The 17,959-nt window shown below is 72.3% G+C and carries 14 protein-coding genes; 9 read left to right on the forward strand and 5 right to left on the reverse strand.

Annotated elements, in window-relative coordinates; genetic code table 11:
• Positions 1–2: 2 nt before the first annotated feature.
• A complete protein-coding gene (locus FHS44_RS32665; protein ID WP_312863900.1) occupies positions 3–1,136 on the reverse strand; it encodes an EAL domain-containing protein in 1,134 nt (377 codons plus the stop codon).
• A gap of 117 nt (positions 1,137–1,253) precedes the next feature.
• Here FHS44_RS32665 and FHS44_RS32670 point away from each other — a divergent pair, with 117 nt between their 5' ends.
• The 5 genes from FHS44_RS32670 to FHS44_RS32690 all read left to right on the forward strand — a co-directional run bounded on the left by FHS44_RS32670 (position 1,254) and on the right by FHS44_RS32690 (position 6,957).
• Positions 1,254–1,910 carry an acVLRF1 family peptidyl-tRNA hydrolase gene (locus FHS44_RS32670; protein ID WP_184721835.1) on the forward strand — a complete coding sequence of 219 codons (657 nt, stop codon included), beginning with the start codon at positions 1,254–1,256 and terminating at the stop codon, positions 1,908–1,910.
• Between the two features lie 217 nt (positions 1,911–2,127).
• Positions 2,128–3,726: an ABC-F family ATP-binding cassette domain-containing protein gene (locus FHS44_RS32675; protein WP_184721837.1), complete on the forward strand. Its 1,599-nt coding sequence runs from the start codon at positions 2,128–2,130 to the stop codon at positions 3,724–3,726.
• A gap of 114 nt (positions 3,727–3,840) precedes the next feature.
• On the forward strand, positions 3,841–4,056 hold the full coding sequence (locus tag FHS44_RS32680) for a helix-turn-helix domain-containing protein (protein ID WP_030507271.1): 216 nt from the start codon (positions 3,841–3,843) through the stop codon (positions 4,054–4,056).
• A 128-nt stretch (positions 4,057–4,184) separates the two neighbouring features.
• Complete coding sequence (locus FHS44_RS32685; RefSeq protein ID WP_184721839.1) at positions 4,185–4,994, forward strand: enoyl-CoA hydratase/isomerase family protein; 810 nt, start codon at positions 4,185–4,187, stop codon at positions 4,992–4,994.
• A gap of 52 nt (positions 4,995–5,046) precedes the next feature.
• Positions 5,047–6,957: an ABC transporter ATP-binding protein gene (locus tag FHS44_RS32690; protein ID WP_184721841.1), complete on the forward strand. Its 1,911-nt coding sequence runs from the start codon at positions 5,047–5,049 to the stop codon at positions 6,955–6,957.
• Here FHS44_RS32690 and FHS44_RS32695 read toward each other — a convergent pair.
• Positions 6,948–7,829 (reverse strand): sulfotransferase family protein, encoded by an 882-nt coding sequence (locus FHS44_RS32695; RefSeq protein WP_184721844.1) that lies wholly within the window; start codon positions 7,827–7,829, stop codon positions 6,948–6,950. The genes FHS44_RS32690 and FHS44_RS32695 overlap by 10 nt on opposite strands.
• Positions 7,830–7,859: 30 nt before the next feature.
• On the opposite strand from FHS44_RS32695, the gene FHS44_RS32700 reads away from it, so the two are divergent.
• From FHS44_RS32700 to FHS44_RS32710, 3 genes are all read left to right on the forward strand, one after another.
• Positions 7,860–8,792 carry a S66 peptidase family protein gene (locus FHS44_RS32700; protein ID WP_184721847.1) on the forward strand — a complete coding sequence of 311 codons (933 nt, stop codon included), beginning with the start codon at positions 7,860–7,862 and terminating at the stop codon, positions 8,790–8,792.
• Positions 8,793–8,830: 38 nt separating this feature from the next.
• Positions 8,831–9,766 (forward strand): hypothetical protein, encoded by a 936-nt coding sequence (locus FHS44_RS32705; RefSeq protein WP_184721850.1) that lies wholly within the window; start codon positions 8,831–8,833, stop codon positions 9,764–9,766.
• Positions 9,767–9,956: 190 nt separating this feature from the next.
• Positions 9,957–12,428 carry an Hsp70 family protein gene (locus FHS44_RS32710; protein ID WP_184721852.1) on the forward strand — a complete coding sequence of 824 codons (2,472 nt, stop codon included), beginning with the start codon at positions 9,957–9,959 and terminating at the stop codon, positions 12,426–12,428.
• Between the two features lie 52 nt (positions 12,429–12,480).
• Here FHS44_RS32710 and FHS44_RS32715 read toward each other — a convergent pair whose 3' ends face one another.
• Positions 12,481–14,412, reverse strand: coding sequence for a dynamin family protein (locus tag FHS44_RS32715; RefSeq protein WP_184721855.1), 1,932 nt, complete (start codon positions 14,410–14,412; stop codon positions 12,481–12,483).
• 38 nt (positions 14,413–14,450) lie between these two features.
• The gene (locus FHS44_RS32720) at positions 14,451–16,286 is read right to left on the reverse strand and encodes a dynamin family protein (RefSeq protein ID WP_184721858.1); all 1,836 of its coding nucleotides are present in this window, start codon (positions 16,284–16,286) and stop codon (positions 14,451–14,453) included.
• A gap of 263 nt (positions 16,287–16,549) precedes the next feature.
• On the opposite strand from FHS44_RS32720, the gene FHS44_RS32725 reads away from it, so the two are divergent.
• Positions 16,550–17,110, forward strand: a complete 561-nt coding sequence (locus FHS44_RS32725; protein WP_184721861.1) for an RNA polymerase sigma factor — start codon at positions 16,550–16,552, stop codon at positions 17,108–17,110.
• Positions 17,111–17,112: 2 nt separating this feature from the next.
• Here FHS44_RS32725 and grpE read toward each other — a convergent pair whose 3' ends face one another.
• Positions 17,113–17,949 (reverse strand): nucleotide exchange factor GrpE, encoded by an 837-nt coding sequence (gene grpE / locus FHS44_RS32730; RefSeq protein WP_184721864.1) that lies wholly within the window; start codon positions 17,947–17,949, stop codon positions 17,113–17,115.
• Positions 17,950–17,959 lie beyond the last annotated feature (10 nt).

The raw sequence follows: 17,959 nt of genomic DNA on the forward strand, positions 1-17,959 counted from the left end.
TGTCAGCGCTGCGCGGCGACCTGCCGGATCAGGTCGGCCACCCGGACGATGCCCATGCAGCGGCCGAACTCGTCCACCACGACCAGGTCGTCGTAGACCCGCTCCGCGTCACGCCCCGCGACCTGCATGGCGGCGATGACCGGGATGGTCTTGGGGGCGTTGCGGGGCGCGTCCGCCAGGCGCAGGGCGGGCTTCTTGCCGTGCAGGGCGTGGCCGAAGCGGCTGGCGATGGACAGCAGGAAGCGGCTGCGGTCGAGACTGCCCTTCGGACGCTGGTACTCGTCCACCAGGATCACGCTGGTGATGGACGGGTCGGTGCCGAAGGCCTCGACGACCTCCTCGGCGGTCGCCTCGACGGGCACGGTCATCGCGGGCAGCAGGAACTCCTGGACGCGGGGACCCCGCAGCGCCTGCGACGGCTCCTGCCTGGGGGCCGCGATGGGCACGTGGACCCTCCCCGAGGGGCCGGGGACCAGCAGCGGGCCCTGCGCCAGCCGTACCCCCCAGGAGCGCAGCGCGGTGAGCTGGACCTCCTCGGACACGCCGGGGGCCAGCACGTGGGCGCCGATCCCGCGGGCGAGCGTGGCCAGCGACTCGGCCAGGGCCGCGCGGCGCGGGTCACGCGGCATCCTGGCGACCAGGTCGGGGGAGAGCACGGCGAGGTACGGCGCCGCGTCGGTGAGCAGGTCCAGCGGGATGTAGGCGGTGCCCAGGTCGCCGACCGCGATCAGGTAGCCGATGGCGCGCAGCCCGTCGAGCCCGGTGACCAGGGACTGCCGCTCGACCTGCGCGAAGTCGCCCCTGACCATCAGGATGACCTCGCGCGGCCTGCGGCCCGCGGTGCGCAGCGCCTCGTGGAGCGGGGCCAGCGCGGCCGACCCGCCGATCACCGCGGAGGAGGGGATCGGCAGCACCAGGGGGAGCAGGGCCTCACTCCTGGAGACCTGCAGGACCGTGCGGACGGCGGAGGAGATGTTGCCGTGACCGTCACCGGGAGCCTGGAGGGCGATGACGCCTCCGGTGTCGAGGTCGACGATCGGGGTGACGTCCGAGAGGGACGTCGCGGTGGGCCCCGCTGTGGCCGCTGTGGCGGCTGTCGCGGTGCCCGGCGGGAGGAGACGTGTTCTGCTCGACACGTACAGAGAATGAACCATCGTCAGCAGCCGCATAAGTGACGTTCAGCGATGTTCACCGATATTTCGCTGTTCGTTGAAGGCGGACCGCCCGGGGAGGAGCCGGTAGTGTCCCGTCACATGACGTCACGACCGGCGAAGGGGGGCGGACGCTGGGTCCAGGTCGGCCCCGCCCGCCTCGGCCGCTGGATCGACGGTTTCGTCGAGCGGCACGGGCCGCCCTCGGTGACGGCGCAGGAGAAGGTCGTGCGGCTGCTCGGCGCGGACGGCGCCGTCGCCGAGTGCCAGGTGCCCTTCCCGCCGCTGACCGCCTCCGGTGGCGGCCCGCTGGCCCGCCTCATCACCCACGCGCGCACCGAGCGCAGGATCGGCGTCTTTCTCGTACGGCTCGGCGGCCACGCGGCCGGGATCTTCCACGGCGAGGAGCTGTTGTCCTCGAAGGTGGGCTCCCGGCAGGTCCACGGCCGCAGCGCGGCGGGCGGCTGGTCCCAGCAGAGGTTCGCCAGGCGCAGGGAGAAGCAGGTCGGCCAGGCGCACGAGGCGGCGGCGGAGGTGGCGCTGCGCGTCCTCGGGCCGCACGTGGCGGAGCTTGAGGCCGTGGTCCTCGGCGGGGACAGGAGGGCGGTGGACGCGCTGCGCGCCGACCGCAGGCTCGCCCCGGTCTTCGCGCTGGAGGCGGAGCCCTTCCTGACGGTGCCCGACCCCCGGCTCGTGGTGCTCGCGGGAACCCCCGCCGAGTTCCGCGCCGTCAGGATCAGGGTCACCCACCCGGACTGAGCGCGAGCCGTACGGCGTCGCCGGGCCGGTCACCGGCGCTTCGGGGAGGTCGGGGCTGTGCGGGCGCGCCGTACACTGATCGGTATGCGCACTTCCGACTGACGCCGCCCCCCGATGAGGCGAGACAGCCGGGCCGGAGCCGGGAGACACGGGGCGGCGGCGGGTTCGGCCAGTGAGGTGAGCCGGTTTATGTCCATTCTGGGAGTGTTCTCCAACCATGATCGTAGCTTCTGACATCGAACTTCGCGCCGGGGCCCGGCTGCTCATCGAAGGGGCCTCCTTCCGGATCGGCCCCGGCGACAAGGTCGGTCTGGTGGGCCGCAACGGCGCGGGCAAGACCACCCTGACCAGGGTGCTCGCGGGTGAGGGCCTGCCCGCCGCGGGCACGGTCTCGACGACGGGCTCCGTCGGCTACCTGCCGCAGGACCCGCGCACCGGCGACCTCCAGGTGCTGGCCCGTGACCGCATCCTGTCGGCGCGCGGGCTCGACGAGGTCCTGCGCGAGCTGCGCGAGGCCGAGCAGGGCATGGCCTCGGAGGACCGGCGCACGAGGGACCGCGCGGTGCGCGCCTACGGCCGCCTTGAGGACCGGCTGCACGTCCTGGGGGGCTACTCCGCCGAGTCGGAGGCCGCCTCGATCGCCTCCAGCCTCGGACTGCCCGCCCGGGTGCTCGGACAGCCGCTGGAGACGCTGTCAGGAGGCCAGCGCAGGCGGGTCGAGCTGGCCCGGATCCTGTTCTCCGGAGCGGAGACTCTCCTGCTTGACGAGCCGACAAACCACCTCGATGCAGACTCAATTGGGTGGCTTCGTGATTTTTTACGATCCCATCAGGGCGGTTTGATCATTATCAGCCACGACGTCGGGCTTCTTGAAGCGACGGTAAACCGGGTCCTGCACCTGGACGCCAACCGGGCGGTGATCGACACCTACAACGTCGGCTGGAAGGCCTATCTGACCCAGCGGGAGACCGACGAGAAGCGCAGGAGGCGCGAGCGGGCCAACGCCGAGAAGCAGGCCTCGGCGCTGATGTCGCAGGCCGACAAGATGCGGGCCAAGGCGACGAAAGCCAAGGCGGCACAGGACATGCAGCGTCGCGCCGAGCGGCTGCTGTCCGGTCTTGAGGCCGAGCGGCGCAGTGACAGGGTGGCCAAGCTGCGCTTCCCCGAGCCCGCCCCCTGCGGCCGCACGCCGATCAGCGCGGAGGGCCTGTCGAAGTCCTACGGCTCGCTTGAGGTCTTCACCGACGTCGCCGCGGCCGTGGACAGGGGCAGCAGGGTCGTCATCCTGGGCCTGAACGGCGCGGGAAAGACCACTCTGCTGCGCATTCTGGGCGGCATCGAGGAGCCCGACACCGGGGAGGTCAGGCCGGGCCACGGGCTCAAACTCGGCTACTACGCCCAGGAGCACGAGACGATCGACCCGTCGAGGACCGTGCTGGAGAACATGCGCTCCGCGGGCGGGGAACTGGCCGACTCCGACCTGCGGAAGGTTCTCGGGTCGTTCCTGTTCACCGGGGACGACGTGGACAAGCCCGCGGGGGTTCTCTCGGGAGGGGAGAAGACGCGGCTCGCCCTGGCCACGCTGGTGCTTTCGTCCGCCAACGTTCTGCTGCTCGACGAGCCGACGAACAACCTGGACCCGGCCAGCAGGGAGCAGGTTCTATCTGCACTAAGATCCTATTCTGGGGCGATTGTCCTTGTTACGCATGATGAGGGGGCTGTAGAGGCTCTACGACCCGATAGGGTGATCTTGCTACCAGACGGAGTCGAAGACGCTTGGAGCGAGGAATTTTCCGATCTTGTGGCACTTGCCTGATCTTAATTTGAGCGGGTACGGATCTTTTCCCATGGAGTAGGTAGCCGATCTCGCAGAAATGACTGATCATGGCGTGAGTAACGCTGCGGAAGTCTGGCACTACAGGAGGTACTCGTGGCCGAGACTCTCAAGAAGGGCACCCGGGTGACCGGGGCCGACCGTGAAAAACTGGCCGCCGATCTGAAGAAGCGCTACAGCGCCGGTGAGAGCATCCGGGCGCTGGCCGCTTCAACCGGCAGGTCATACGGCTTCATCCACCGCATCCTCAGCGAGTCCGGTGTGACTCTGCGTGGACGCGGCGGCGCCACCCGAGGTAAGTCGAAGCGCTGACCCCGCCTCGGAAACGCGCGACCGCAGCCGCTCGTCCTCCGCTGACACGTCCCGCTCGGGCCTGTAGAACCTCCTTCTAGAGAGTCGATAGGCTCGGGCGAGACGCACACGACAGCTTGGAGCGGGCGATGGCGGAAGCGGCGATCGGGGGGAGCGCGGAGAAGGTCTCTCACGAGGAGGCCGGTCTGCGCTTCGAGGTGGACGGCGAGATCGCGACGATCACGCTGGACCGGCCGGAGAAACGTAACGCACAGACGTTCGTTACCTGGTCGGAGCTGGCTCGCATCGGTGACACCCTGCCGCAGCAGGTGAGGGTCGTCGTGGTCCGAGGTGAGGGGCCGTCCTTCTCGGCAGGTATCGACCTGCGTCTGCTCGCCCCCGAGGGAATCCCGGGTCAGGGCTCGCTCGCGACTCTCGCGGCGGCCGAAGACCCCATCTTCGAACAGCGGATAGCCCAGGCACAGCAGGGGTTCCTGTGGCTGCGCCGCCCGGACATCGTCTCCGTCGCCGCCGTCAACGGGCACGCGATCGGAGCCGGATTCCAACTGGCCCTGGCCTGTGACCTGAGGATCCTGGCCGAGGACGCCACACTGTGCATGAGGGAGCCCGCCCTGGGGCTGGTCCCCGACCTGACGGGCACCAAGCCACTGGCCGACCTGGTCGGCCTGCCAAGGGCCCTTGAGATCTGTCTCACCGCCCGTGCCGTGGGGGCGCGGGAGGCGCTCGCCCTCGGTCTCGCCGAACTGGTCGTCGCCCCGCACGAGCTGACGCGGGCCGTACAGGACCTGGCAGCCGCGTTGCTCTCCGTCGACAGGGGCGCCGCGACCGCGACAAAGCGCCTGCTCCAGGGGGCGCGGGAGCGCACGCTGGAGGAGCAGGCCGCAGCCGAGCGTCAGGAGCAGATCGCCCGGGTCAGGGCGTTGTTCGCCGGTAGCTGACGCAAGGAATGCCAGGGGCCGCCGCGGTGCTCACACCGGCGGAGGAGGCCACATGACGATGATGGGCGGGGGGTTCGGACCCCAGGCGATGCGTTCCCTGCGGCGCGACAGCTCGGTGACCAAGGAGCGGCTCACGCCGGGCACGGTCGGGCGCATCGCGCGCTACGCGCGTCCCTTCACCCGGCACATCCTCGCCTTCCTCACGCTGGTCGTGGCCGGATCCGTCATCGTGGTCGTCAACCCGCTGCTGATGAAGGCGATCATCGACGACGGCATCACCCCGGGCCGCTCCGGCGTCGTGGTCACCCTGGCCGCGGTCATCGCGGCGCTCGCGGTCGCCGACGCGGCCCTGACGCTGGCGCAGCGCTGGTTCTCCTCCAGGATCGGCGAGGGCCTGATCTACAACCTGCGCACCGAGGTCTTCGACCACGTGCAGCACATGCCCGTGGCCTTCTTCACCCGCACCCAGACCGGCGCCCTGGTCTCCCGGCTCAACAGCGACGTGATCGGCGCGCAGCGGGCGCTGACGAGCACGCTGTCCTCCGTCGTGTCGAACGTGGTCATGCTGGTGCTCGTCCTGGGCGCCATGCTGGTGCTGTCCTGGCAGATCACGCTCGTCGCGCTGGTGCTGCTCCCGCTCTTCCTGCTGCCCGCCAGGTGGATCGGCAGGAAGATGTCCGGGCTCACCCGCGAGCAGATGCAGCTCGACGCCGAGATGAGCTCCATGATGACCGAGCGGTTCAACGTCGCGGGCGCGACCGTCGTCAAGCTGTACGGCAGGCCGCACGAGGAGGCCGAGTCCTTCGGGCGCAGGGCGGGCCGGGTGCGTGATGTCGGCGTCGTCGTCGGGATGTACGGGACGGTCTTCCGGGTCGGCCTCGGCCTGGTCGCCGCGCTGGCCACCGCCCTGGTCTACGGCGTCGGTGGCGTGCTGGCGGTCGGCGGCGCCTTCGAGCTGGGCACGCTCGTGGCGCTGACCGCCCTGCTGATGCGCCTGTACGGCCCGCTGACCAGCCTGTCCAACGTGCACGTGGACGTGATGACCGCGCTGGTCAGCTTCGACCGGGTCTTCGAGGTGCTCGACCTGCGGCCGATGGTCGCCGAGCGGCCGGACGCGGTCGCCGTCCCGCCGGGGCCGGTGACCGTCGAGTTCGAGGACGTCCGCTTCCGCTATCCGGCGGCCTCCGAGGTCTCGCTCGCCTCCCTTGAGGCGGTGGCCCGCCCCGAGACCTCTCCCGGGCAGGAAGTGCTGCGCGGGGTCTCCTTCACGGCCAGACCAGGGGAGATGGTCGCGCTCGTCGGTCCCTCGGGGGCGGGCAAGACTACCGTCACGAGCCTGGTCTCCCGGCTCTACGACGCGACCGAGGGCACGGTCAGGATCAACGGCCTCGACGTCCGCGACGCCACCTTCGCCTCGCTGCGCGAGAACGTCGGCGTCGTCATGCAGGACGCCCACCTCTTCCACGACACCATCGGGGCCAACCTCACCTACGCCAGGCCGGGGGCGACCGAGGCGGAGATCTGGGAGGCCCTGCGCGCCGCGCAGATCGCCGACCTGGTCTCGGCGCTGCCCGAGGGGCTGGAGACCGTGGTCGGCGACCGGGGGCACCGGCTGTCCGGCGGGGAGAAACAGCGTCTGGCGCTGGCCAGGTTGCTGCTCAAGGCGCCCGGGGTGGTCGTGCTCGACGAGGCGACCGCGCACCTGGACTCCGAGTCCGAGGCCGCGGTGCAGCGGGCCCTGAAGAGCGCGCTGGCCGGGCGGACCTCACTGGTCATCGCCCACCGGCTGTCCACCGTCCGCGAGGCCGACCAGATCCTGGTCCTCCAGGAAGGCCGCGTCGTGGAGCGGGGCCGCCACGAGGAGCTGCTCGCCGGGGGCGGCCTCTACGCCGAGCTGTACCGCACCCAGTTCAGCTCCCCGGCGGCCTCCGCGGACGCGCCGCGGGAGACGGCTCAGCGGTAGCCGAGGCGGGTCAGCTCCTCACGGGCGACCTTCCCGACGAGCTCGGCGTCGGTGCCGCGCAGCCGGGCGCGCCAGACGCCCACCTGCGGCGCGTGCCTGCCGTACAGGCCGATCTTGGAGACCCGGGTGCCCAGGAAGTCGGACAGGCCCTGGGCGGCCTCCGCAGGAGAGGTGGCGAGGTCCTCGTAGCGCAGGGTCAGCAGCTGCTCGCGGGGCAGCTCCCTGTGGAGCGTGGCCGACAGGCGTACGGCGCTGCGCCAGCGCAGGGCGCACTTTCCCGCCGTCGGCATGGCCTTCCAGCGCTCCCCGTGCTCGCCGGAGTTGACGCCGAGGAAAGGGTTGGGGAACTCGGTCTCCTCGCTCAGCATGGCGGGCCTGAACCACGACAGCACCGCGGGATCGGCCATCATGTCGGCCGCCACGTCACGGCCGTCCCTGATGAGCTGGACGAACCTGGCGTCGGGGAAGGCCTGCAGCAGCACCGAGGCGCTGTAGATCAGGTCGGGGCTGGCGTCACCGAACCGGGCCACAGAACCGGAGGTCACGCACGGCCCCTCCCCGGTCACCCCGCCCGCCTCCCGGCAGGGGGCCGGGCACTCCAGGCACGCGCCGGGCAGGATCTGCCACGACTCGGCCAGGGCGTCGCGCAGCACCCGGGTCGCGCCCATGCCCCTGCGGGTGATGGAGGGACGCCTGGCGAAGGCGTACACGACATGGGTCACCGAGGCGCGCCCCATCGTGACGTGGAAGCCGGGGGAGCGCTTGAGGGCCCGGGCAAGCAGGTCCGAACCGGAGTGCGGGGCGGCGAGCACGAACACCGGCTGGCGGACCTTGATGCCGTTGACCACGAGGATGTGGGTCGGAGGTCGCATATGTGAGCCCAGTGTGGCACCGTTTGGGGGATGAGCGAACCGGTCGCGCCCGATCCGGTGACCGTCCCGCGCAGGCTCCGCCCCGGTGACCTGGTCGCGGTCGTCGCGCCCTGCGGGCCTCCCGACCCCGAGCGGCTCGCCCGTGGGGCGTCACTGCTGCGGGAGCTGGGGCTTGAGGTCGTCACCGGTGCCCACGTGCTCGACCGGGAGGGCTACCTCGCGGGGACGGACGCCGCGCGGGCGGCCGACCTGCAGGCGGCCTGGTGCGACCCCGACGTGGCCGCGGTGCTGTGCGCCAGGGGCGGCTACGGGGCGACGCGGGTGCTCGAACTGCTCGACTGGGAGGCCATGCGGGCCGCGGGGCCCAAGACGCTGGTCGGTTCGAGCGATGTCACCGCGCTGCACCGGGCCTTCTCCGTCATGCTGGGCGTCGCCTCGTGGTTCGGGCCGATGCCCGCCTGCTCGACCCTCAGCGACCCCGAGGGGCCGGAGCCGCGTACCCTCGAACACCTGGCCGCCGCCCTGTTCGGCACGCCCGCGCCGGTCGTGGGGGACCGGGTGATCGTCCCGGGACGGGTCGAGGCGCCGGTGACCGGGGGGAACCTCAGCCTGCTCGCGGCGCTGTGCGGCACGCCGTACGAGCTGAGGGCGCGGGGGAGGATCGTGCTGCTTGAGGACGTCACCGAGGCGCCCTACCGGATCGACCGGATGATCACCCAGCTGCTCATGTCGGGGGCGCTGGACGGGGCGGCCGGGTTCGCCCTCGGCTCCTGGGTCCGCTGCGGCGACCCCTACCCGGTGTTGCGGGAGCGGCTTGAACCGCTCAGGGTGCCGGTGATCGCCGGTCTTCCCGTGGGGCACGGCACACCACAGCTGAGTGTGCTCTTAGGGGCACTTGGTGCTATTGATGCAGAATCGTGCTCTCTGACCGGCTCAAACACCGCCCCCGTGAAGGCAGTCTAGGTGCGGACCTAGGAGGAGAGAGCAGAGGGGATGGGCGTGTGAGGCTGTTCCGGCGGCGTCGTGACCGGCAGACGAGGAGAGCCGCGCGGCCGGTCGAAGACGTCGATCTCGACTCCCTGCTCGCCCTGGTCGCCGACAGCCTCGGCTACGCCTGCGCCTTCTCCGCCGACGGCGGCACGCTGACCCTGACGTCGGACGAACAGCAGACCGGGCACACGGTACGGCTGGCGGGGCTGCGGGCCGAGGCGCGCAGGCGCTCGCGCGAGGACTGGCCGGTGCTCGTCTCCGGGCACCTGTCCCACGTGCTGGCCACGGCGGGGGAGCCCTTCGACGCCTGCGACCTGGACCAGGTCCGCCCGCTGCTGCGCACCAGGCTCCGGCCCGCCGACGACGCCGAGACCGGTGTCGTTGGCCGCCACCTCAGCGCCGACCTGGTCGAGGTGCTCACCGTCGGGTACGGCGAGGCCGCCAGGCCGGTCCGCCCGGAGGAGGTCGGCTGCTGGCCGATCGCCGCCGCGCAGGCCCTTGAGGAGGCCGTGGGCAACGCGGCGCGCGACGGGCGGCTCTCGGTTGAGGCGATCGACCTCGGCGGCGCGACCGCGCTGCGGCTGAGCGGCACCACCGGAAGCGCCGCTGCCCACCTGCGCCGCCTCGGCGACTATCTCCGCGTGCCCGCCGACGGCGTGCTGGTCGCCCTGCCGAGCCACTCGGCGATGGTCGTCCACCCGGTCGAGGGCATCGAGGTCGTCCGCGCGATCGAACGGCTGCGGCTGTTCGCCCAGCGCGAGTGCGACCCGGAGGCCGGCGGGCTCAGCCCCCAGGTCTACTGGTGGCACGACGGCAGGCTCACCCTCATCAGGGCCGACCTCGTCAGCCAGGACGGGCAGGTCCGGCTGGTCGTCGCCCCACCTCAGGCGTTCGCGCGGGTGCTCGCCGCCCTGGCGGCCCGTCCGGAGGGCGGTCCCGGAGGCTGAGAACGATCCCCGGAGGGACGCCACGGGATCACCGTGGGAGCTCGGGGAACCGTAAGATGGTGCCTTCCCGCCCCGCACTCACCCCGAGGAGCCTCCCGCGCACCCCGGCCGTCCCTCCGGCGTGCCCGCCACGATCGGCCGCGGCCCGTGAATGCGGGATGACCGGGTCCGCATCTACGAGGAGTGGCAAATGGCGCAGTGGTGCCTCGGTGTCGATCTCGGGACGAGTTTCTCCGCCGGGGTCATAGCCGCCGAAGGGCGCTTCGACGTCCTGGAGGTCGAGGGGGAGCGGCGCATCCCCTCGGCCGTCATGCTCGACGAGCGCGGCACGCTGGTCGCGGGCCGCGTCGCCCAGCGGGGCATCGCGCTCAACCCGGAACGCGTCGAGCGCAACCCCAAGCGCTACGTCGGCCGGGGCCGGATGCTGCTCGGCGGGGTGCCGGTCGCCGTCGCCGACGCCATGGCGGCGCTGCTCGAACTGTTCGTCAGCGAGGGCAAACGGCGCTTCGACGGCGCCCCGCCCGACTGCATCGCGCTGACCCACCCCGTCGCCTGGGGAGAGGACCGCAAGGCCGTACTGCTGGAGGCCGCCAGGCAGGTCGTACGCGGGGTGCGGATCGTGCTCGTGGACGAGCCCGTCGCCTCGGCCCGCTACTTCGCCGGGGCCGGGCGGGCGGGCGGCTCGCACCTGGCCGTCTACGACCTCGGCGGCGGCACGTTCGACGCCGCCGTCCTCACCGTGGACGGCAGCGACTTCAAGGTCGTCGGCGAGCCCGGCGGCAGCGACGAGATCGGCGGGGAGGTGTTCGACGAGCAGGTCTTCGCCTTCCTCGGCACGCAGATCGAGCGCCTGGACGCCGAGTGGTGGCAGCAGGTGACCACCAACCCGGAGCGCCGCTACGTGAGCTACGCCGCCGACCTGCTCAAGATGGCCAGGGAGGCCAAGGAGGCGCTGTCGAAGTTCGACACCTCCTCCCACTACGTGGTCGGCATCAACGAGGACGTGCACATCGCCAGGGGCGACCTGGAGGACCTCATCGGGACCGAGATCGTCAAGACGGTCGACATCCTGGAGGAGACGATCCGCGGCGCCGGGATCACCCGGGACGAGCTGGCGGCGGTGTTCATGACCGGTGGCGCGAGCCGGATGCCGCTGGTCCAGGAGGCCGTGCGCGACCGGCTCGGCGACCGGGTGCGCACCTACGACGACCCGAAGATCGTCGTCGCGTACGGCGCCGCCCAGCTCGCCTGGAAGCTCAAGGTCGAGCAGCGCGACCCCGAGCAGTCCCAGAGCCTGCCGGTGAGCCGTGTCGAGCCGACCGGCGGGCAGCGGACCTTCACCGGCCCCGCGGGCGGGCACACCGGGGGCCACCCGGTCCCCGAGGGCGGCCCCAGGGCGAGGCCACAGGTCGCGCAGCCGGGCGGGCCGGTCGTCCCCGGCGTCGCCAAGGTGCTGGACGGCGTGCTCGACGCCCGGGTGGAGGGGGGAAGGGTCTTCGTCCACCAGGCCTTCGACAGCGGCCACCTGCTGCGCAGGCTCGACGGCGTCGAGGGGAGATACGACCGGGAACTGCGCTTCGGCAGGCTGGTCGAATGGGCCGTCTCCCGCGAGGGCGTCGCCGCGGTCGAGCAGGTCGGCCCGGCGCAGACGCTGGTGCGCGTCCTCACCCCCGACCTGGCCATCCGCGGCACCCACCCGCTCCAGGTGTGGGGCAACCCCACGGTGCTCGCGCACGGCCGTACCTCGTGGGTCTTCTTCCAGCCGCGCCAGCCGACCCCGGTGGACAGCTCGGTCGGCCTGCCCTGGGGCGAGACCGGCCAGCTCTCGGTTGTGGAGTTCGACCTGGGCGGGGGCTTCATGTTCCAGGCGCCGCAGCCACGCGACCTGGGACCGTACACCCAGTGGTTCCTCAACGAGGACAACCGGCTGCGGCGGCTCGTGGACCAGGAGGGGCCGAGCGGCAACGACCCCGCGCCCTCCGTCGGGGCGCCCGGCTGCACGGTGGTGCTCGGGCAGTTCAGCAGCAACAAGCCGATGTTCCAGAACAGGCACCACGACTTCAGGCCCTGGCAGGTGCTGTGCCTGATCGACCCGGGCGGCGTCGTGCGCCCGACGGTCAGGGAGCCGGGGCGTAGCTGGCTGCACCAGGTCGTGCTGCACAACGGCAGGTGGTTCACCTCAAGCTCGGCAGGACTTGAGGCCGACGCCGCCGACGGCAGGACCAAGCTCGTCATGCCCAGGCCGAGGGCGGGCGCCCTGCGCTGGGTCCCCGCGGGCGGCCAGATCTACGCGGTCGGCACCGACCAGGTGAGTCCCGCGCGGGGCTGGTCGGTCGGGATCTTCAACCAGCGCTCGCACACGCTGGAGTTCCTGATGGGCAAGCAGTCGGCGACCCTGGCCGGGCACCTGACCTCGCGTCACCGCTGGGAGCGGCCCAGGCTGGTGGCCGACGGCGACTCGATCTGGCTGACCATGCTGGACGCGGGCCGCAGCAGGCTCGTGCACGTCACCCCGGCGGGGGCGCGGGAGGTGCACCGCACGCCGGGGCTGTTCGAGCCGGTCGTGCGGGTTCCCAGTGGCCTGCTGTGCCTGCACCGGCCCGGGGACACCACCGGGGCGACCCGCGACCAGCCCGCGGCCCTGGTGCACCTGCCGTTGTGAACGCGTGTGCCCCCGGCGGACGAATCCGCCGGGGGCACAGCCGTACAGGGCCTCAGGAGACCGGCGCGGGAGCCGCAGCGGGGGCCGCGCCGAGGGCGGCGACCGCGGTGGCCAGTTCCTCGCGCAGCGCGTGGCCGCGCCTGGTGAGGGTGTTGATCGCGGAGATGCGGTCCTGACCGGACTGCCGTGACTTCTGGCGGTCGGCGGCGGAGCGGGCCGAGGCGGACTTCAGCTCCGCCCGCCTGCTCTCCAGCTCCTTGCGCCGCCGCGTCAGGCTGTCGTCGGCCGCCTGCTCGACGCCGACCCGCCAGGTGGCGACCATCCGCTCCAGGTCGAGGGTCATCTCCCTGGCCACGACGGAGAACTGGTCTCGCAGCGCCCCCCTGATCGCGGCCTGGTTGCGCTGCACCTTCTCCAGCGAGCGCCGCCCGAGGAAGATGGAGGCCCCGATGGCCGGGGCCACCAGAAGGAAGCCGATGGGGCCGAGCATGGCCGCGGCCAGGCCACCGAACGAGGCGGCCATCGAGATCGAGGGCAGCACGTCCCGCACCATGTCCACGTCGACTGGCGCGTCCGCGGCCTGGTCCCCCTTGACCTGGACCTGCGACAGGTTGGGCATCCCGCTCCTGTCCGCCGACAGCTCGACAGGGCCGAGGCCCAGGTCGCGGGCGAAGGCGTCCAGGGTGGTCCTGGCCAGCTTCTCCACGTCGAAGACGATCTGCGACCAGGCGGCCTCAAGGGAGCGCTGGACGCTCTCCGGCAGCTCCGCCATGTATCTGTCGATCTGCTCCTGCTTCTTCAGCGTGGCGATCGCGTTCTCGTACGGCTGGCGGATCTCGGCCACCCTGGCGGCCACGATGCCGCCGACCTCGCGACCGAGGAAGGTGTTGGCCACCGCCCCCGCCCTGCGCCTGGCCACCAGCTCCCCGAGGGCGGCCAGCTCCGCGTCCAGCTCGGCGAGCCTGGCGGTGACGTCCCCGGCGTCGTCGGAGCCCGCGGCGACGTCGTCCTGCGCCCCGGTCGCCAGCGCGTTCAGCACGGAGAGCGCGGCGGAGACCACGGTCGCGCCGCGTGCCGACTCCCTGCCCTCGGCGAACCCGCGCAGGTGCCGCTCCAGCACGTCCATGCCGCTGCGGGCCCGTAGCGCGTCGGCCCGCTCGGCGCGGCCCTCCCTGCGCTTGGCCGCCGCGGCCTCGGCGAGCTTCGAGCTGACCGGGATCCAGGGGGCCCGCAGCAGCGGGCTCAGCGTCGCCGCCCTGCCGGGGTCGGCGGCGATCGCCTCGGTGACGAAGGTCCGCAGCCTGGCCTGGTTCTCCTCCTGAAGGCTCCGCCAGTTGGTCGAGTCCTCCACCTTGGTCAGCACGAACACGATCGCCTGGACCCGTTCCGCGGCCTCGGCGAGGAACTCGAGTTCGTGCCTGAGCACCGGCTGGTCCTGCGCGCTGAGCGTGAACAGCAGCGCGTCGGCCCGCTGGAGCATGGCCACGGTCACCTGCCTGTGCCCGACGGTCAGACTGTCGACGCCGGGGGTGTCGAGCAGGCGCAGGCCGTCGAGCAGCGGGTTGTCCAGGGTGATGTCCACGCTGACGACGTCGCGCCGCTTGCCCGCGTCGCCGCGCATCGAGGCGTAGTCGGGGATCGACTCGACGGTGATCGGCGTCTCGACAAGCCCGGTGCCGGTGTTGCGGTGCACGACGGCGGTGAGGCGGGGCCCGCGCCGCAGGGACAGGAAGCAGTTGGTCGCGACGTCGGCATCCACGGGCAGCAGGTCGGGGTGGCCGACGAGCGTGTTGAGCAGGCGGCTCTTGCCCCGCTTCTGCGCGCCCGCGACCACGATGTCGGTGCACTCGTCCTTCCACCTGGCCGCGCTCGCGGCCAGCACCTCGGCCAGGTCCTGCCTGCCGCAGCGGCCCGCAAGGCCGTGGACCTCGTTGGCGTAGCGCAACAGCCGGGCCACCGGGCCCGCCTGCTCGGGGGTGGTCATCTGAGGTGTTCTCCTGTCGGGATCGTGCCGGTGGGGGGTCACGGGCCGTCCGGCCGGTCGCAGCGCGCCCAGATGGCCTCGTAGGCCTCGCAGAGGGTCTCGGCCGCCCTGCGCTGCCTGATGGGGAGCGGTCTGTGGGTCAGCACGCGGAACCTGGCGGCCAGCGCGGCGGCGTAGCCGGCCAGTTCCGTGCGGGGGGCCGAGGGAGGAGCGCCGAGCTGGACCGCCAGCTCGGTCCCGCTCAGCAGCAGTTCGAGGGCGCGCCGGTCGTCCACGGGGACCATCGGGGACAGGCGCAGCGCCTCGGCCGCCGCCCGGTCGACGGAGACCGGGGGAAGCGGCCCCCCGCCGGTGGCCGTGGCCGGTTTGCGGTCCTCGGCGAGTGCCGCGCCGACGACGTCCTCAAGGACGGTCAGCACGTCCCTGGCCCGGTGCCCTCCGGTACGGCCCTCGCTCATCATGGCCAGGGTGCGCCAGCGCATCGAGGCGGCGGTGGCCGCGGTCGCGATCTCCGGCTTCGGTGCCCCCGCGGCCAGCCCGAGCTGTTCCGCGGGGTCGTCGTGGCGGGCCATGCGCAGCAGTTCGGCCGTCATCTCCTCGTTCAGGACGAGCGTGCCCCTGCCGAGCGCCTCGGCCGCGGCGAAGATCCGCAGGCCGCCGAGCGCGGTCGCGATGGGCTTGTTCTCGTCGAGCTGGGCCGCCAGCGCGTCCAGGGTGGAACGGTCCGAGCCGAGCGCGGGGGTGCGGGCTATGGCGCGCAGCCTGGTCAGGGCGTCGAGCGCCTTCAGGTGGTCGGCGCGGCGGGCGAAGTGGGCGATGCCCGCGGCGACCGAGCCGGTCGCGGCCCGTCCGGCGGAGGCGTATCCCGACCGCTCAAGCAGGTGCGCCGCCAGCCCCTTGGGGTCGCTGACGACGCCCTCGCGCAGGGCGCGCACCGCGGTCATGATGCCGTAGCGGTGCAGCCGCTCGACCAGGCGGTGCCGTACCTCGGAGGAGACGGGCAGGTCGGGGGCGGTGCGGAAGTCTTCCAGGTCGAGGAGATAGTCCTCCAGGTCGTCCTCGTCCATCCCGGCCAGCGTGGACAGCGCCGCGAACTCCTCGGCGCCCGGTGGGCACGCCCGCGCGGTCTCGGCCAGCAGGCCGATCACCGGGACCACGTCGAAGACGGAGGTCCGCAGGTCCTGGTAGCCCTTGGCCGCGAGGCGCCGCGCGGTCGGCCAGGGGTCGTCCTCGTCACCGCGCCGGTCAACCTGGCCGAGCACGGCCAGGGTGTTGACGCAGCTCATCCCGCAGGCGCCGGTGAGGCCGCGGAACTCGGCGAGGGTGGTGTCGTCGAACTTCTGGACGTAGCGCAGCACGTAGATCATCGCCTGGGCGCGGTCGTCCTCGTCCCCCGAGCCGAACAGCATGCTCCTGGCGGCCTGCTCGTTGGCGGCCGTCACCGTGTTCATGCCGGGGGTGTCGACGATGGTGACCGTGCGCAGGGAGGGCTGGTCCAGCGTGACGCGCAGCCGCCGGATCCTGGAGACCTCGACCCCCAGGTCCGAGGGCAGCCGGTGGCCGGGCAGCAGCCGTGAGTGGGCGACCTCGCCGTCCCGCAGCTCGATCGTGATGTGGCCGTCGTCGGTGCCGTACTCGTACTGGGTGACGACGAAGGTGCACTCGCCCGCGTCGACCGGGGCAACGGGCAGTCCGAGCAGGGCGTTGACCAGGGTCGACTTGCCGCTGCTGACCGCGCCCGCGACCGCGACCCGCAGCGGGGCGTCAAGGCTCGCGCGCACCTGGGCGACCCGCTCGCGCAGCTCGGCCCCGGCGAGCCTGGCCGAGGTGGAGTCGCAGAGGCGGCGCAGCAGGTCCGCGGGGCCCGCCGTCACGTGGCACCGCCGGGTGCGGGCCGTACATGGAGGGCGGGGGACGAGAACGTCCGCGGGAACATGGGCAGATTCTCCTCCTGTGTCGGGTTCCTGGTCGTCCCGGAGGGGAGTCGACGCAGGTCAGTCAGGTTGTCTGACTCGTCACGGGACGATCCGAGGGGGGGATTATCACGGTCCAATATCATGGCGGACCACCGCATACCGGGCGATCGTGGGACGTGATGTCATTGGCTGATTTTCCGCTCCCGGACGATGGGTGACCGATGACGAGCGTGTCGTTGGGCGGGGCCGTGAAGGACGGAACCGAGGACGAGAGCCTGCTCGTCGCCGCGGCCCGCCGGGGTGACGAGAGCGCCTTCGCGGAGCTGTGGTCGATGGCGCGGAGCCCGGCCTTCGGCGTCTGCTACCACCTGACCGGCAACCGCGCCGACGCTCTCGACGCGCTCCAGGACACGCAGTTCGCGGCCTGGCGCAACCTGTCGGGCTTCCAGGGCAGGTCGCCCTTCAGGGCCTGGGTGCTGGCCATCGCGCGCAACGCCTCCCACTCGGTGATCAGGCGCCGTCCTCCCCTCGGCGCTCACATGGCCGAGGTCGCCGAGGAACTGCTGGTCGCCGACCCCTTCGAGGACTCGGTCGCCCGGCTGGCCGACCTGCGCAGGGCGCTCGCCGGTCTGCCCGCCTCCCACCGGGAGGCACTGCTGCTGTGGGCGGGTGGTCTGACCTACGAGCAGGTCGCGCTCTCGCTCGGGGTGCCGCTGAACACGGTCAGGACCTGGATTCACCGTGCCAGAGGACGGCTGCGGACCGGCCTGGCCGACGGCTGATCTCACCCCGCACTCTCGCTCCTGGGCGCCTCGTGGCGGTAGACGGCGACCTGCGGTACGCGGATCACCCGGCCGCCGTCGGCGTAGCCCTTCTTGACGGTCTCGGCGACCGTGTCGTGCAGTTCCGGCCGGTCGGTCGGCTCGGTGCCGAACGCCTCGTGCAGGCGCGGGTCGAACCGCTGCCCGTCCGGGACGATCTCCCGCACCCCGGCCCTGTTCAGGCCGTCCCCGAGGACGTCGGCCAGCCGGGGATGGCGTTCGGCGACCTGGTCGCGGCAGCCGATGCAGGCCTCGACCAGGGCCTGCCTGCCCGGATGCCCCCCGGAGAACAGCCGCTCGACCTGCTGGGTGAGCGCCTGGCTGATCCCGCTGCCCGCGACCTCGGTGAGCGCCTCGGCCAGCGGATCTCTTTCCGGTACGGCGGGCGGCGCCGGCGAGGGGGAGGGCTGCCACGGGTACGGCGGCGCCCCGGGAGCCCCCTCAGGAGCCACGGGGGCGCCCTGCCAGGAAGCCGCGGGGGAGGCCGTCCGCCGACCCCGTGACCACAGATAGAAGCCTCCCGCGCCCGCCACGGCGAGCGCGGCGGCGAGTGCGACCAGCAGGGGGACGGGGAGCGGGAACGGTCCGCCCGGCGTCCCCGCCTCGCCGGGCGTCACCCCCTGCCCCCTGCGCAGGGGCCGTACGGCCTCTCCCTGGGAGACGTCCGGCCCCTCGGGCTCCGATGAGGTGGCGACGGTCCGCGTCCGCCCGTCCGCCGCCCCTCCCACGAGGCCGCAGGCGCCGAGCGCCGCGCAGGCCAGCAGGAACAACAGGGGCAGGAGCGCGCGTCGGTCTCTCATCGGGTGTCTT

Source organism: Streptosporangium saharense (assembly GCF_014203715.1).
GTDB lineage: Bacteria > Actinomycetota > Actinomycetes > Streptosporangiales > Streptosporangiaceae > Streptosporangium > Streptosporangium saharense.

Bases quoted from the DNA above. Each gene is read 5' to 3' on its own strand.
- FHS44_RS32670 (WP_184721835.1), top strand. From the start codon at position 1,254: ATGACGTCACGACCGGCGAAGGGGGGCGGACGCTGGGTCCAGGTCGGC.
- FHS44_RS32675 (WP_184721837.1), top strand. From the start codon at position 2,128: ATGATCGTAGCTTCTGACATCGAACTTCGCGCCGGGGCCCGGCTGCTC.
- FHS44_RS32685 (WP_184721839.1), top strand. From the start codon at position 4,185: ATGGCGGAAGCGGCGATCGGGGGGAGCGCGGAGAAGGTCTCTCACGAG.
- FHS44_RS32690 (WP_184721841.1), top strand. From the start codon at position 5,047: ATGACGATGATGGGCGGGGGGTTCGGACCCCAGGCGATGCGTTCCCTG.
- FHS44_RS32695 (WP_184721844.1), bottom strand. From the start codon at position 7,829: ATGCGACCTCCGACCCACATCCTCGTGGTCAACGGCATCAAGGTCCGC.
- FHS44_RS32700 (WP_184721847.1), top strand. From the start codon at position 7,860: ATGAGCGAACCGGTCGCGCCCGATCCGGTGACCGTCCCGCGCAGGCTC.
- FHS44_RS32710 (WP_184721852.1), top strand. From the start codon at position 9,957: ATGGCGCAGTGGTGCCTCGGTGTCGATCTCGGGACGAGTTTCTCCGCC.
- FHS44_RS32715 (WP_184721855.1), bottom strand. From the start codon at position 14,412: ATGACCACCCCCGAGCAGGCGGGCCCGGTGGCCCGGCTGTTGCGCTAC.
- FHS44_RS32725 (WP_184721861.1), top strand. From the start codon at position 16,550: ATGACGAGCGTGTCGTTGGGCGGGGCCGTGAAGGACGGAACCGAGGAC.
- grpE (WP_184721864.1), bottom strand. From the start codon at position 17,949: ATGAGAGACCGACGCGCGCTCCTGCCCCTGTTGTTCCTGCTGGCCTGC.